Genomic DNA, 14,127 nt, shown 5'->3' on the forward strand with positions numbered 1-14,127 from the left:
CCCGGCGGAGAGTGTGTCTCCGCCGGGCCCTCGGGCGATTTCCGTGCGCCGCCGTGCCCGACCGGGAGGTCAGGCGACGATCAGGTAGATGCCGAACGCCACCGCCGCCGCGCAGCCGGCGAAGCTGAGGTAGGCGCCGGTGACCGCGAGGGGGGCCGTGCCCCCGGTGCGGGCCGCCTTCTCCTTCTGGGAGAGGCCGGCGATGCCGAGGGTGAACAGGCCCACCAGGACCACGGTGGCCACGAGGCTGACCCCGAAGACGGAGCCGAGAGCCGCCCAGTCGATGTTCATGCTGCTTCTCTTCCTGGTTCGCTGGGGAGTGCGCCGGAGGTCGTCAGACCTTGGCGGGCGAGGTCGCGTGCTTCTCGTCGAGGCCGAGGGCGGGGCCGGTGGCCTGGGCGGGCATCACGCGGCCGAGTTCCTCCTCGACCGCGAGGGTCGGGGGCACGCCGACCGCGGCGACGGCGTCGGCGACGACCCCGTCCTCCTCCACCTGGTTCACGTTGGTGTGGTCGACGACCTCACGGCGGGAGAGCAGCCAGATGCCGAGGCTGGAGCCGACCAGGAAGACGGCCACCACGACGGTGCCCCAGGTGCCCTGCTGGGTGACGTACTCGGCGCCCGCGGCGACCAGCGCGGCGGCCGGCAGGGTGAGCAGCCAGGCGACCAGCATGCGGCCGGCGGTGGACCAGCGGACCACGCCGCCCTTGCGGCCGAGGCCGGCGCCCATCACGGCGCCCGAGACGGAGTGCGTGGTGGAGAGCGAGAAGCCCAGGTGGGAGGAGGCCAGGATGACCGTGGCGGCGGAGGTCTGGGCCGCGAAGCCCTGCTGCGGCTGGAGGTCCGTCAGGCCCTTGCCCATGGTGCGGATGATGCGCCAGCCGCCGAGGTAGGTGCCGAGCGCGATGGCCATGCCCGCGGAGGCGATGACCCACACCGGCGGGTCGGAGTCCGGGACGAGCACGCCGCCGGTGACCAGGGCCAGGGTGATGACACCCATGGTCTTCTGGGCGTCGTTGGTGCCGTGGGCGAGGGAGACCAGGGCCGCGGAGGCGATCTGGCCGGCGCGGTAGCCCTTCTTGGCGGTCCGCTCCTCGGTCTTCGAGCCGAGCTTGTAGGTCATCCGCGTGCCGACCGTGGCGGCGATGCCGGCCACCACCGGGGCGGCGAGAGCCGGGATCAGCACGTTGGTGACCAGCGTGCCGCCGTTGACCGCGCCGAAGCCGGCGGAAGCGACGGTGGCGCCCAGCAGACCGCCCATGAGGGCGTGCGAGGAGCTGGACGGCAGACCGACCAGCCAGGTCACCAGGTTCCAGAGGATGGCGCCCACCAGGGCCGCGAAGATCACCTCGGGCTGGATCCCCGACTCGTCGACGAGTCCCTTGGAGATCGTGTTGGCGACCTCCACGGAGAGGAAAGCACCCACAAGGTTCAGCGCGGCGGACATCGCCACGGCGATCTTCGGCTTCATCGCGCCGGTGGAGATCGTGGTGGCCATGGCGTTGGCGGTGTCGTGGAAACCGTTCGTGAAATCGAACGCGAGAGCGGTGATCACCACAATCGCGAGGATCAGCGAGAAGCTTTCCATTTACCCAGGCAATCGTTCGACGTCGTTGGCGATTCGAACGTAGGTAACCAGGGTGAACGGAAGGTGAACTGACGCCCTACGCGCGGTTTACGCTCACCCATGCGGGCCCCACGGAGGTCCCGGACCGTCGGCCCGCGGCGCCGCCCGAAGGTGTCGACCTGTCGATGCGGCCCAACGGCCGCAAGGCTTCCGCGTCTCCCGGGCACCCCGCGCGGGCCGGCTGCGGCACGGCGGTTCCGGCGGCGCCGGGGAGATCCTTGTCACGGCCCCGGCGAGGCCTCCGGAGGTGGCAGGATCCCCGCCATGCGCGACACCGAGCGGACGAGCGTACCGGACGAAACGGCACAGGCCTGGCGGCGGCTGGTGGCCGCCGCCCGCCGCACCGCCGAGGAGGGCCTGGTGGTCGGCACCTCGGGCAACCTCTCGGTGCGCGTCGGCGACACGGTGCTGGTCACCCCCTCCGGGGTGCCCTACGACCGCCTGGGGCCCGGCGAGGTGCTCGGCGTGGACCTCGACGGGCGCCGGGTGCTGGGGAGTGCCGAGCCGACCAGCGAGCTGCCGCTGCACCTCGCCGTGTACCGCGCCACCGGCGCCGGTGCTGTGGTGCACACCCACGCGGTGCACGCCACGGCCGTCTCCACGCTGGTCGACGAGCTGCCGCCGGTCCACTACATGACGGCGGCGCTCGGCGGCCCGGTCCGGGTCGCCCGCTACGCGGCCTACGGCACCGGGGAGCTCGCCGCGGCCGCCGTGGACGCGCTGCGGGACCGCACGGCCTGCCTGCTGCGCAACCACGGCACGGTGGCCTGCGGCGACGACCTCGACCAGGCGTACGACCGCACCGCCCAGCTGGAGTGGATGTGCCGCCTGTGGCTGCTCGCCTCCTCCGTCCCGGGCCGCTCCCCCTCCCTCCTGACGCCCGCACAGCTCGCGGAGACCGCGGAGCGTCTGCGGCACTACGGGCGGCCCGCCGAGGGCTGACAGCGCCGGAACGGGGCACATGTGCGTGCGAGGAAGCCCGACGCGGCTTGCGGTGGCGAGGTCTGGGGAGCTCCGTGAAACTGGTCAGGTGCGCACTGTGAACATCAAGGCCGCTACAGCTGTCACGGCGGTCGCCGGAGCGGCGGCGGCCGTGGCCGCCGGACGGCTGGCGGGAGACGCCGCGCTCAAGACGCCACCGGACCGCCCGTTGCCCACGGAACCCCATCTCACCGTGCACGCCGTCGGCGAGGACTGGATCAGCCTCACCCGCGACCTGGCGGCCCTGCGCCCGGGGTACTACGGGCTCATCGGCAAGGACGCCGGGGCCGGCGGTGCGCACGCCGTGGTCGGCCCGGTCCGCGAGGACGTCGCGCACGCCGCCGACGCGGTCGTCCGCGGCCTGCGGAGCGTGCAGCGGGGCTCCTTCCGTCCCGGCGACCGCGTGTGGCTCACCCCGTCGCTGCGCGTCGGCAACCCGGTGACCGCCCTGGACCTGACCTACGCGGACGTGGAGGTCCCCGGCGAGCTGGGCATGCTGCCCGCCTGGTTCATGCCGGGGCAGCGCTCCACCTGGGTGATCGCCGCCCACGGCCTGGGCTCCACCCGTGAGCAGGTGCTCAACCTGCTCCCCTTCTTCCACGACCAGTCCTTCGCGGTGCTCGCCCTGGCCCACCGCGGCGACCCGGACGCCCCGCGCTCCCCCGACCGCCGGTTCCACTTCGGCGAGACCGAATGGCGCGACCTGGACGCCGCGATCCGCTACGCCGTCCGTTTCGGCGCGCGCCGGGTGGTCCTGCTGGGCTGGTCCGCCGGCGCGACCATGGCGCTGCGTGCGGCCCAGCGCTCGCCGCTGCGGAGCCGGATCGCCGGGCTGGTGCTGGACTCGCCGGTGCTGGACTGGGAGGCGACGGCGCGCACCCTGGCCTCCGCCCGCGGGGTGCCCCGCGCCCTGCTGCCGCTGGCCGTGCGCGCGGCCCGAGGCAGGCTGCAGGCCCACGAGGACCCCGCCTGGGACGCCCCCGAACCGCTGCGGACACCCACGCTGATCCTGCACGGGCCCGACGACGAGGTGGCCGACTGGGAGCTGTCCCGCGCCCTCGCCGACCGCCTGCCGCAGCTCGTGACGCTGCGGACCTTCCCCGACGCGCCGCACGCGGCGATGTGGAACAGCGACCCGAACCGGTACGAAGAGGCCGTGCGCCGCTTCCTCACGCCCTTCATGTGACGCCCCGGTCGGCCTTCGGAGGCACCCTTCCGAAGGCCGACCGGACGTTCCGTTTGGGTTTTCGGTCCCCCAACCGAGAGACTGCCCCCGTGACGTCCCGTAACCCGCGCGACTCCAGGCTTCGACTCGTCCGTACCCGACCCCTGGCCGCCGCCCCCCGAGTGACGGACCAGCGGCGTGCCCCGAGGCCGGCGCCCCGGCCACCCGAGGGGACGCCGCCCCGCTCCGCGCTGGCCGCCATGGCCCGCGCCCGGCTGACCGGCCCGGTCCGCGTGGCCCGCTGGGCCGACGCGGCGCTGGGCCCCGGCACCGAGGGCGGCACCCCCGACGGCAAGGGCACGCTCTCCGACCCGACCGCCGCCCGCGCCGCCCGGGAGCTCGGGCTGAGCGTCGAGCGGGTCCGCTCCGACTGGGACATCGCCCGGCTGGCCGGACTGGTCGAGGTGCACGGCGCCGACGCCCGCCCCGGCTGGCGGCTGCGCGCCTGGGACCGTGACGACAGCGCCGTGCTGCGCGGCTGGGTCGCCCTCTTCGACGCCTGGTCGCTGGCCTGCCCCGAGCCCGACGACCTGGAGCACTCCGCGGTGTCCGACACCGTCTCGGCGATGCCCCAGGTGCTCTCCTTCCTCCAGCTGTCGGCCGGACCGGTGCCGGTGGAGCAGCTCCTGGACCTGCTCGGGCAGCGGGTCACCGAGCTGCGCACCGAGCGCTGCGAGGTCCCCTACACGGCGACACCGGACGCCCATCCCTCCGAGCCGCCCACCGAGCCGACGGCCTCGCCGCCGCCCGAGGAGGGGACGGCCCCCCGGCCGGTCACGGCGGGTGAGTTCGCCCCGCTGCTGGACTGGGCGCTGGGCGCGCTGGCCGGCGTGGGCGCCCTGGAGCTGGAGGACGAGGGGCCGGCCCGGCAGGCCACGCTCACCCCGTTGGGCAGCTGGGCGGTCTGGGTCAAGCTCGAGCAGATCTGCGTGGCCGCGCAGAGCCCGGCGGGCAACATCGAGCAGGCCGCCGAGGACATGCTGCGCGGCTGCGCCCGGCTGCGGCCCAACGCCGCCCGCGCCGAGTACCAGGCGTGGCTGGCGGCCCGTCCGGTGGGCAGCGCGGTCGCCGAGCTGCTGACCGCCGCGCGCGGCGAGGACGCCCTGCTGCGCGGCCTGGCCTTCGACGCGCTGCGGGTCGTCGGCGCGCCCGCCGAGGCGGAGGTCCGCGCCTCTGCCGCCGAGGCGGTGCTGCGGCCCTACGCGCTGCTGTGGCTCGCCGTGCACGAGGGCGCCGACGCCGAGGACGCCCACGAGGTGCTCACCCGGGAGGAGGCCACCTGGCTGTGGGTCGACACCGCGGCGGCGGTGGCCGACCACGGCGAGGGCCCGATGCTGGTGCGCCACCTGGAGTCGGCGATGCAGCCGACCGTGCCGCAGCTGCTGGAGGAGGTCCGCGCCGTCGGCCACCCGCGCACCGTGCAGGTGCTGGTGGCCCTGGCCGCGGCCCACCCGGACCCGGCGCTGGCCAGGGCCGTGCGCCGGGCGGCCTTCCAGGTGCACACCGGGGGCGGCTGACCGCCGTCCGCCGCGCCCCCGCGTCGCCGCGCGGGAAGCCGCGCGCGGTCGGCTCAGGCGGGCGTGCCGGGGGCGTACGTGCCGAAGCTCCACACGTTGCCCTCGAGGTCGCGGGCCATGTAGTCCCGTGAGCCGTAGTCCTGGTCGGCCGGCGCCGTGAGGATCTCCACGCCGTGCTCCACGGCGCGGGCGTGGTGGGCGTCCACGTCCTCGACGACCACGTAGACCCCGGCCGGGCCGGCGTCCCGCATGGCCCGGGCGAAGACTCCGCCGTTGTCCTTGGAGCCGAGCATCACCACCCCGCCGCCCTGGGCGAGCTCGGCGTGCGCCACCGTGCCGCCCCCGCCCTCGTACAGGGCGAGCTGCCGGAAGCCCAGGGCCTCGGTCAGCTGCCGGACCGCCGCCCTGGCGTCCGCGTAGAGCAGCGTCGGGCACAGACCGGACGGCCCCCCTCGGGAGTCGGCCATCGCTACCACCTGCCTCGGATGTCGGTTTTGTGTGACCTGACGCACAGTCTGGCACCCCGGTCCGACAACGCACGCCGGGAAATACGCTTGCATCCGCCCGTTAGACTTTTCCGCATGGCCTTTCTCCTCGCGCATTAGACGGCGGTACGCCTCCGCGAAGACCGTCCGCCCTTTCTCACGCCCTGGAGTCTGTCCGTGATCACCGCCACCGGTATCGAACTGCGTGCTGGCGCCCGCGTCCTCATCGAGTCCGCCAGCTTCCGCGTCGCCAAGGGCGACCGCATCGGCCTCGTCGGCCGCAACGGCGCCGGCAAGACCACCCTCACCAAGGTCCTGGCCGGCGAGGGCATCCCCGCCGCCGGCAGCGTGACCCGCTCCGGCGAGGTCGGCTACCTCCCGCAGGACCCCCGTACCGGTGACCTCGACGTGCTCGCCCGCGACCGTGTCCTGTCCGCCCGCGGGCTCGACGTGCTGCTGCGCAAGATGCGCGAGAACGAGGAGCGCATCGCCAGCGGCAAGGGCGCCACGCGCGAGAAGGCGATGAAGCAGTACGAGCGCCAGGAGACCGAGTTCCTCACCAAGGGCGGGTACGCCGCCGAGGCCGAGGCCGCCACCATCGCCGCCGCCCTCAATCTGCCCGACCGGGTGCTCGGCCAGCCGCTGCACACCCTGTCCGGCGGTCAGCGCCGTCGTATCGAGCTGGCCCGCATCCTCTTCTCGGACGCCGACACCCTGCTGCTCGACGAGCCGACCAACCACCTCGACGCGGACTCGATCGTCTGGCTGCGCGACTACCTGAAGAGCTACCGCGGCGGCTTCGTCGTGATCTCCCACGACGTCGAGCTGGTCGAGACGGTCGTCAACAAGGTCTTCTACCTGGACGCCAACCGGGCCGCCATCGACGTCTACAACATGGGCTGGAAGCTCTACCAGCAGCAGCGCGAGGCGGACGAGAAGCGCCGCAGGCGCGAGCGCCAGAACGCCGAGAAGAAGGCCGCGGCGCTCAACGCCCAGGCCGACAAGATGCGCGCCAAGGCCACCAAGACGGTCGCCGCGCAGAACATGGCCCGCCGCGCCGAGCGGCTGCTCTCCGGCCTCGAGGACGCCCGCCAGTCCGACAAGGTCGCCAAGCTGCGCTTCCCGGAGCCGGCGCCCTGCGGCAGGACTCCGCTGATGGCCGAGGAGCTGTCCAAGTCCTACGGCTCGCTGGAGATCTTCACGGACGTCGACCTGGCCATCGACAAGGGCTCACGCGTCGTCATCCTGGGCCTCAACGGCGCGGGCAAGACCACCCTGCTGCGCATGCTGGCCGGGGTGGAGCAGCCCGACACCGGCCGGATCGTCCCCGGGCACGGCCTGAAGGTCGGCTACTACGCCCAGGAGCACGAGACGCTGGACCCGGAGCGCTCGGTGCTGGAGAACATGCGCTCGTCGGCGCCCGACCTGGACCTGGTCGAGGTCCGCAAGGTGCTCGGCTCGTTCCTGTTCTCCGGCGACGACGTCGACAAGCCGGCCGGCGTCCTCTCCGGCGGCGAGAAGACCCGCCTCGCCCTGGCGACGCTGGTCGTCTCCTCGGCCAACGTGCTGCTGCTGGACGAGCCCACCAACAACCTCGACCCGGCCAGCCGCGAGGAGATCCTCGGGGCGCTGCGCACCTACAAGGGCGCGGTGGTGCTGGTGACCCACGACGAGGGCGCGGTGGAGGCGCTCCAGCCGGAGCGGATCATCCTGCTCCCGGACGGCATCGAGGATCTCTGGGGCGCCTCGTACGCCGACCTGGTGGCGCTCGCCTGACCCGTATTGGATCATTCGGACGATCCCCGCTCCATCATCTGTGTGAGAACACCTGGTACCCAGGTGTGTCGTGCATGCATTTTCGGCCGGGCTCCCCGCTTCGGGGAGCCCGGCCGCGTTGCGTCCGTGACCTGCTGATTCGTCCGGAATACCGCTCAGCTGTACGGGTACCGGTCGACAGAATGACGCATTCCGATTGTGCGCACACGCTCCTGTCGTCAAAAGCCGGTCGCACGGACCTTGCCGAATGGGTGGCCAGGACGGCGGGGAGGGGTGATCATGAGAGGACCAGAGCGCACTTCCGCTGAGGAGGCACGGGTGGCCGAGACTCTGAAGAAGGGCAGCCGGGTGACCGGCGCCGCGCGCGACAAGCTCGCGGCAGACCTGAAGAAGAAGTACGACTCCGGTGCGAGCATCCGGGCGCTGGCCGAGGAGACCGGCCGCTCGTATGGCTTCGTGCACCGGATGCTCAGCGAGTCGGGTGTCACGCTCCGTGGGCGTGGCGGGGCGACGCGTGGCAAGAAGGCGCAGTCGGCCTGAGGCCGGGCAGCCGTCGGCTCCGACGAACGGCGGCCACCCGGTCGGTCCCCCGACCGGCCGGGTGGTTACTGTGCAGTCACTTACCGGCGCGTCTCACGGGGACGCGCCGGCCGACCGCACCCATTCGGAGGCGTCATGACTTCGCTCGACCCTGTCCTCGACAAGGACGGAGTCCGGCTCGTCGTCGACGGTGAGACCGCGACGGTGACCTTGACCAACCCGGCCCGGCGCAACGCGCAGAGCCCTGCCCTGTGGCGGGCCCTCGCGGAGGCCGGCCGGGCGCTTCCGGGCGACGTCCGGGTGGTCGTGCTGCGCGGTGAGGGCAAGTCCTTCTCCGCGGGGCTCGACCGCCAGGCGTTCACGCCCGAGGGCTTCCCCGGCGAGCCGTCCTTCCTGGGCATGGCCCGCGGCGGCGACGCCGAGATGGACGCGATCATCGCCGGGTACCAGGAGGCGTTCACCTGGTGGCGCCGCAGTGACATCGTCACCGTCGCGGCCGTGCAGGGGCACGCCATCGGCGCCGGCTTCCAGCTCGCCCTCGCCTGCGACCTGCGGGTCGTCGCGGACGACGTGCAGTTCGCCATGCGCGAGACCAGCCTGGGCCTGGTGCCCGACCTCACCGGCACGCAGCCGTTGGTGGCGCTCGTGGGATACGCCCGTGCGCTCGAGATCTGCGCCACCGGACGGTTCGTGACGGCCCAGGAGGCGGTCACCAGCGGTCTGGCCAACCTCGCGGTGGAGCGGGAGCAGCTGGACGACACGGTGCGTGATCTCGTGGCCGCGCTGCTGGCCGCGCCGCGGGACGCGGTGATCGAGACGAAGGCGCTGCTGCAGGGGGCGGCGGGCCGCACGTTCGACGAGCAGCGGGCGGCGGAGCGGGCCGCGCAGGGGCGGCGCCTGCGGGACCTCGCGGGGGTCGGGGAGTAACTCCCCTCCCCTGCCACCGTCTTCGGCCGGGGCTCCGTCCACGGGGCCCCGGCCTTCACGCTCGGCTCACGCCACCACGTGGCCGTCGAGGACGACGCGGCGCGGCGCGGCGAGGGCGGTGACGTCCTGGCGGGGGTCGGTGTCGTAGACGACCAGGTCGGCGGGGGCGCCCTCCTCGATGCCGGGCCGGCCGAGCCAGGACCGCGCGGTCCACGAGGCCGCCCCGACCGCGTCGGCGGCCGGGATGCCCGCCCGCACCAGCTCGGCGACCTCCTCCGCGACCAGCCCGTGCGGCAGCGATCCTCCGGCGTCGGTGCCGACGAACACCGGCACGCCGGCGTCCCACGCGGAGCGCACCGTCTCGTAGCGCCGCTCGTGCAGCCGCCGCATGTGGGCGGACCAGCGCGGGAACTTCTCCTCCCCACCCGCCGCCAGCTTCGGGAAGGTGGCGATGTTGACCAGGGTCGGGACGATGGCCACGCCCCGTTCCGCGAAGAGCGGGACGGTCTCCTCGGTGAGCCCGGTGGCGTGCTCGACGCAGTCGATGCCCGCCTCGACCAGGTCCCGCAGCGAGTTCTCGGCGAAGCAGTGCGCGGTGACCCGAGCGCCCAGCCGGTGGGCCTCGGCGATCGCGGCCTCCACGGCCCCGCGGGGCCAGCAGGGCGCGAGGTCGCCCTCGCCGCGGTCTATCCAGTCGCCGACCAGCTTCACCCAGCCGTCGCCGCGCCGCGCCTCCTGGGCGACGTACGCGACCAGGTCCTCCGGCTCGATCTCCCAGGCGAAGTCACGGATGTAGCGCCGGGTGCGGGCGATGTGCCGCCCGGCCCGGATGATCTTCGGCAGGTCCTCGCGGTCGTCGGTCCACCGGGTGTCGGCGGGCGATCCGGCGTCCCGCAGCAGCAGCGCACCGGCCTCCCGTTCGGTCAGCGCCTGCTTCTCCGCGACGTCGTCGGGCACCGCGCCGTGGGCGCCGAGTCCGACGTGGCAGTGGGCGTCGACCAGCCCGGGCAGGACCCAGCCCTCGACCGTGCGGACGTCCCGGGCCCCGGCCGGGCGGTCGAGGCTGATCCGCCCGCCGACCACCCAGATCTCGTCGAGGACCTCCTCGGGCCCGACCAGCACCCTCCCCTTCACCCGCAGCACCGCGTGATCGCTCATGCCCCGCACCCTAGATCCCCCGGTCCCGCTCCGTCATGAGGGGCGGCACAGCCGCGGGTTGGCGAGGTCCGCGCAGGGCCGCTGGCCGTACTCGCGGATCACGTCCTGGCCGACCTCCTGGGTGATGTACCGCAGGAACCCGGCGGTCAGGGAGTCGGCCGCCGGCTGCCCGTAGGTGTACGCGTACTCCGTCGCCCAGAACGGGTAGACGCCGCGGTCGGCGGCGTCCAGTTCGGCCGGCTGGCCGCCGATGCGGACCAGGTGGAGGCGGTCCGCCTCGGCGGCGGCCGCGTGGGCCTCCGCGTAGCCGAGGGCGCCCGGGACGGCGGCGACGGTGTCCAGGACCTCCGCCGTGGAGCCGCGTTCGCAGCGCAGCGTGGGGTTGTCGGGGCGGGCGACCCGCCGGCGGCAGTCCTGAGAGGTGACGTTGGGCTCGGTGGCGCCGTCGAGGAGGCGTTCCTCCAGGGCACGCCGGCTGCCGGAGCTCGAGTAGCGACCGACCAGGGCGATCGGCAGGTCGTTGCCGCCGACGTCCTTCCAGTTGCGGTACCGGCCCGCGTAGACGCGCCGGATCTGCGCCGGGGTCAGGTCCTGGACCCCGGCGTCCTCGCTGACGACCAGGGTGAGGAGGGAGAACGACACGGGGCGGGGCAGCAGTTGCGGGTGGCCCTCGCCCTTCGGCCCGTCGGAGAAGGCGAGCATCGCCGGGCCCGCCTCGCCGGCGCGGCGTCCCGCCTCGTCGAGGGCGCGGACGCCCTCCTGGCTGCCGGCCGCGCGGACCTCGATCTCCACCTCGCCGGGGGCGCCGGCGCAGGCCCGGAGGTAGCTCTCGGCGGCCTTCTCCACCACGGGACGGAAGGCGGTGGAGCCGACCACGGTGAGCTTCCCGGCAGCGCAGTCCACGGCGGCGGCGGAGTCCTCGCCGGACACGTAGTACAGCGCGACGATCAGCGAGGCCATCACGGTGATCAGCGCGACCACGCCCCGGGACACACCCGAGCGGTACCGGGTGCGGATGACCCGGCCGCCCTTGATCCGACTCTCCATCACCGCGTCGGACGCGTCGCCGTCCCGGTCGGGCGCGGCGTCCCCGTCGAGTTCGTCGAGCAGGACGAGCACCTTGTAGTGCTCGTTGCGGTTGAGCGGTACCCGGGGCAGCCGCAGCACGTCGGGCTCGGCCCGCTCCGGGTCCCGGTTGAGCTCGGGTATCGCGTTGGTGGGCGAACTGGGGCCGCGCCGGGCGGGGTCGAAGGCGCGCACGACCCGGCGGCGCGGGAAGCGGACGGACAGCCCCACCGGGTCGGTCTCCATGTAGTCGTCGACGTCGACGGGGACCGAGCCGTTGTTCTCGATCCGGACCAGGACCAGGGAGGGGTGCCGCGCGCCGGCGAACTCGCCGCCGAACGCCCGGGTGTCCATCTGGATGCGGTAGCCGAGCCGCCTCCTGCCGATGAAGAAGAACTCGTACACGCCGGCCACCGTCGGTATGACGACGCCGAGCACGGTGAGGGTGATCTCCCAGGGGAACGTGTCCATGGTGGGGACAACGTACGGTCGGCCCCACGCTTCGGGGAGGCCCTGGGCGGCGGCGGGCGTGAGAGTTCACCGGCTGTTGCCGGGCCGTTCCCCGCGGGTGTCCGCGGCCGTACCGAGGGCGGCCGAACCGGGCCGTCCGCCGCCCCGCCCGGGCACCGGTTACCCTCAGGGCGCATCGGCCTTTCCCGCGCCGGACCTTCCCGCATCGGCCCGCGCGCGGCACACGTGCCAGTCCCCCGCAGTTCCTGAGCGAAGAGAGCACCACAGTGACCCACCCCTTCCTGGACCTGGCGCCGCTCAGCGCCGCCCGTTTCGCCGACGTCGCGGACCGGGTGGCGCGGCTGCTCGGCACCCGCAACGACGTGGTCATCACCCAGGGCGAGGCGCTGCTGCCGCTGGAGGGCGCGATCCGCGGCTGCGCGGGTCCGGGGACGGTGGCGCTGAACGTCGTCACCGGTCCCTACGGGCAGACCTTCGGCGACTGGCTGCGCGACTGCGGCGCGACGGTGCACGACCTGGCGGTGCCCTTCCACACCGCGGTGACCGCGGGGCAGATCCGCGAGGCGCTGGCCGAGCACCCGGAGATCGACTTCGTCTCGCTGGTGCACGCCGAGGCGGCCACCGGCAACACCAACCCGGTCGGGGAGATCGGCGAGGTGGTCCGGGAGCACGGCGCGCTGCTGTACCTGGACGCGGTGGCCTCCGTGGGCGCGGAGCCGGTGCTGACCGACGCGTGGGGCGTCGACCTGTGCGTGATCGGCGCGCAGAAGGCGCTGGGCGGCCCGGCGGGCGTCTCCGCGGTGTCGGTGAGCGAGCGGGCCTGGGCGCGGATGGCCGCCAACCCGAAGGCGCCCCGCCACTCCTACCTGTCGCTGCTGGACTGGAAGGAGCGGTGGATCGACCGCGGCCGCACCGCGCTGCTGCACGCCCCGGCGCAGCTGGAGATGCTGGCGCTGGAGGCCTGCGTGGAGCGGGTCGAGGGCGAGGGCCTGGAGGCGCTGATGGCCCGCCACGCGTCGGCCGCCGCGGCGACCCGGGCCGGCGCGGTGGCGCTGGGCGGCGGGCTGGAGCCGTACGTCCACGACGCGCGGGACGCCGCGCCGGTGGCGACCACGCTGCGCACCCCGGCCGGGGTGGTGGCCTCCGAGCTGGTCGCGCGGGCGCTGGCGGCCGACCCCGCGCTGCCGCTGGCGGCGGGTGGCGGCGCGCTCGCCTCCGAGATGATCCGGGTCAACCACTACGGCCGGGACGCCACGCCGGGCGCCGTCCAGGGCAGCCTGGCCGCGCTGGGCGCGGCGCTGGCGGAGCGGGGCGCCGAGGTGGACCTCGCGGGTGCGCTGCGGGCCGCCGCGAGCGCCTGGAAGTAGGGGCCCCGGACCGCGGCGTCCGGCCGCCGGGAATGCGGCGGCCGGGCGAACGGTTTCCGCACGGAGAACTGCCCCCTGCTTGATGGAGTGCCCCCGTGCGTGTGGAGATCTGGTCCGACATAGCGTGCCCCTGGTGTTACGTCGGGAAGGCCCGTTTCGAGAAGGCGCTGGCCGCCTTCGCGCACCGTGACGACGTCGAGGTCGTGCACCGGTCGTTCGAGCTGGATCCCGGGCGCGCCAAGGGGGACGTGGAGCCGGTCCTCGGGCTGCTGGCCAAGAAGTACGGGATGACCGAGGAGCAGGCGGCGGCCGGGGAGGCCAACCTGGCCGCGCAGGCGGCCGGGGAGGGCCTGCCGTACCGGTCCGAGGGCCGTGACCACGGCGGCACCTTCGACCTGCACCGGCTGCTGCAGCTGGCGAAGGAGCGCGGCCGCCAGAGCGAGCTGCTGGACCTCTTCTACCGGGCCAACTTCGCCGAGGAGCGTTCGGTCTTCGGCGACGCCGACGAGTACCTGGTCGAGCTGGCCGTGCGGGCCGGCCTGGCGGAGGACGAGGTGCGCGAGGTGCTGGCCGACCCGTCCGCGTACGCCCCCGAGGTGCGGGCCGACGAGCAGGAGGCGGCCGAACTGGGCGTGTCCGGCGTGCCGTTCTTCGTCATCGACCGCCGGTACGGGGTGTCCGGCGCGCAGCCGGTGGAGCTGTTCTCCCAGGCCCTCACCCAGGCCTGGGGCGAGCGGTCGCCGCTGACGGTGCTCTCCGACGGGGACGCATGCGGACCCGACGGCTGCGAGGTCCCGCAGCGGTGACGGACGGGCGTGCGCCGTCCCCCTGGTGACGGCGCACGCCCCCTGCCCGCCGCGGCGCCCCGGGCCCGGCGGGGGCGCTCCGTGTCCGCTGCGGCGTGCCGTGTCCGCTGCGGCGTGCCGGGCGCGTGCCGCGCCGCGCGGTGACGCGCCGTGGACGGGGAGCGGCCGGGGATGCATCGTGA

At 74.2% G+C, this 14,127-nt stretch carries 13 protein-coding genes; 8 read left to right on the plus strand and 5 right to left on the minus strand.

Annotated elements, in window-relative coordinates:
- Positions 1-69 precede the first annotated feature (69 nt).
- Together ACFRAV_RS27575 and ACFRAV_RS27580 are read right to left on the minus strand one after the other, a co-directional pair.
- Positions 70-291 (minus strand): hypothetical protein, encoded by a 222-nt coding sequence (locus tag ACFRAV_RS27575; RefSeq protein WP_351118167.1) that lies wholly within the window; start codon positions 289-291, stop codon positions 70-72.
- Positions 292-334: 43 nt separating this feature from the next.
- Positions 335-1,588 (minus strand): anion permease, encoded by a 1,254-nt coding sequence (locus tag ACFRAV_RS27580; RefSeq protein WP_382559243.1) that lies wholly within the window; start codon positions 1,586-1,588, stop codon positions 335-337.
- Positions 1,589-1,891: 303 nt separating this feature from the next.
- On the opposite strand from ACFRAV_RS27580, the gene ACFRAV_RS27585 reads away from it, so the two are divergent.
- From ACFRAV_RS27585 to ACFRAV_RS27595, 3 genes are all read left to right on the plus strand, one after another.
- Positions 1,892-2,569: a class II aldolase/adducin family protein gene (locus ACFRAV_RS27585; RefSeq protein ID WP_382559245.1), complete on the plus strand. Its 678-nt coding sequence runs from the start codon at positions 1,892-1,894 to the stop codon at positions 2,567-2,569.
- Between the two features lie 88 nt (positions 2,570-2,657).
- Positions 2,658-3,794 (plus strand): alpha/beta hydrolase, encoded by a 1,137-nt coding sequence (locus tag ACFRAV_RS27590; protein ID WP_382559247.1) that lies wholly within the window; start codon positions 2,658-2,660, stop codon positions 3,792-3,794.
- An 89-nt stretch (positions 3,795-3,883) separates the two neighbouring features.
- A complete protein-coding gene (locus ACFRAV_RS27595) occupies positions 3,884-5,350 on the plus strand; it encodes a hypothetical protein (protein WP_382559249.1) in 1,467 nt (488 codons plus the stop codon).
- A 53-nt stretch (positions 5,351-5,403) separates the two neighbouring features.
- Here ACFRAV_RS27595 and ACFRAV_RS27600 read toward each other — a convergent pair whose 3' ends face one another.
- Positions 5,404-5,817 (minus strand): VOC family protein, encoded by a 414-nt coding sequence (locus tag ACFRAV_RS27600; protein WP_382559251.1) that lies wholly within the window; start codon positions 5,815-5,817, stop codon positions 5,404-5,406.
- Positions 5,818-6,012: 195 nt separating this feature from the next.
- Between ACFRAV_RS27600 and ACFRAV_RS27605 the strand changes: the two genes are divergently transcribed.
- The 3 genes from ACFRAV_RS27605 (at position 6,013) to ACFRAV_RS27615 (ending at position 9,078) form a co-directional block, all read left to right on the plus strand.
- Complete coding sequence (locus ACFRAV_RS27605; protein ID WP_382559253.1) at positions 6,013-7,611, plus strand: ABC-F family ATP-binding cassette domain-containing protein; 1,599 nt, start codon at positions 6,013-6,015, stop codon at positions 7,609-7,611.
- Between the two features lie 318 nt (positions 7,612-7,929).
- Positions 7,930-8,151 carry a helix-turn-helix domain-containing protein gene (locus tag ACFRAV_RS27610; protein WP_030578326.1) on the plus strand — a complete coding sequence of 74 codons (222 nt, stop codon included), beginning with the start codon at positions 7,930-7,932 and terminating at the stop codon, positions 8,149-8,151.
- A 135-nt stretch (positions 8,152-8,286) separates the two neighbouring features.
- On the plus strand, positions 8,287-9,078 hold the full coding sequence (locus ACFRAV_RS27615; protein WP_382559256.1) for an enoyl-CoA hydratase/isomerase family protein: 792 nt from the start codon (positions 8,287-8,289) through the stop codon (positions 9,076-9,078).
- A 66-nt stretch (positions 9,079-9,144) separates the two neighbouring features.
- Here the strand turns inward: ACFRAV_RS27615 and ACFRAV_RS27620 are convergent, their stop codons facing one another.
- Together ACFRAV_RS27620 and ACFRAV_RS27625 are read right to left on the minus strand one after the other, a co-directional pair.
- Complete coding sequence (locus ACFRAV_RS27620) at positions 9,145-10,236, minus strand: amidohydrolase family protein (protein ID WP_382559258.1); 1,092 nt, start codon at positions 10,234-10,236, stop codon at positions 9,145-9,147.
- 33 nt (positions 10,237-10,269) lie between these two features.
- Positions 10,270-11,772 carry a PstS family phosphate ABC transporter substrate-binding protein gene (locus ACFRAV_RS27625; RefSeq protein ID WP_382559260.1) on the minus strand — a complete coding sequence of 501 codons (1,503 nt, stop codon included), beginning with the start codon at positions 11,770-11,772 and terminating at the stop codon, positions 10,270-10,272.
- A 266-nt stretch (positions 11,773-12,038) separates the two neighbouring features.
- Between ACFRAV_RS27625 and ACFRAV_RS27630 the strand changes: the two genes are divergently transcribed.
- Entirely contained in the window at positions 12,039-13,139 is a 1,101-nt protein-coding gene (locus ACFRAV_RS27630; RefSeq protein WP_382559262.1) for a pyridoxal-phosphate-dependent aminotransferase family protein, read from the plus strand.
- Positions 13,140-13,234: 95 nt separating this feature from the next.
- On the plus strand, positions 13,235-13,945 hold the full coding sequence (locus tag ACFRAV_RS27635; RefSeq protein WP_382559264.1) for a DsbA family oxidoreductase: 711 nt from the start codon (positions 13,235-13,237) through the stop codon (positions 13,943-13,945).
- Positions 13,946-14,127 lie beyond the last annotated feature (182 nt).

Origin of the sequence: Streptomyces sp. NPDC056600 (genome assembly GCF_042792855.1) — a bacterium.
Lineage (GTDB): Bacteria > Actinomycetota > Actinomycetes > Streptomycetales > Streptomycetaceae > Streptomyces.

Bases quoted from the DNA above. Each gene is read 5' to 3' on its own strand.
- ACFRAV_RS27575 (WP_351118167.1), bottom strand. From the start codon at position 291: ATGAACATCGACTGGGCGGCTCTCGGCTCCGTCTTCGGGGTCAGCCTC.
- ACFRAV_RS27580 (WP_382559243.1), bottom strand. From the start codon at position 1,588: ATGGAAAGCTTCTCGCTGATCCTCGCGATTGTGGTGATCACCGCTCTC.
- ACFRAV_RS27585 (WP_382559245.1), top strand. From the start codon at position 1,892: ATGCGCGACACCGAGCGGACGAGCGTACCGGACGAAACGGCACAGGCC.
- ACFRAV_RS27600 (WP_382559251.1), bottom strand. From the start codon at position 5,817: ATGGCCGACTCCCGAGGGGGGCCGTCCGGTCTGTGCCCGACGCTGCTC.
- ACFRAV_RS27615 (WP_382559256.1), top strand. From the start codon at position 8,287: ATGACTTCGCTCGACCCTGTCCTCGACAAGGACGGAGTCCGGCTCGTC.
- ACFRAV_RS27620 (WP_382559258.1), bottom strand. From the start codon at position 10,236: ATGAGCGATCACGCGGTGCTGCGGGTGAAGGGGAGGGTGCTGGTCGGG.
- ACFRAV_RS27625 (WP_382559260.1), bottom strand. From the start codon at position 11,772: ATGGACACGTTCCCCTGGGAGATCACCCTCACCGTGCTCGGCGTCGTC.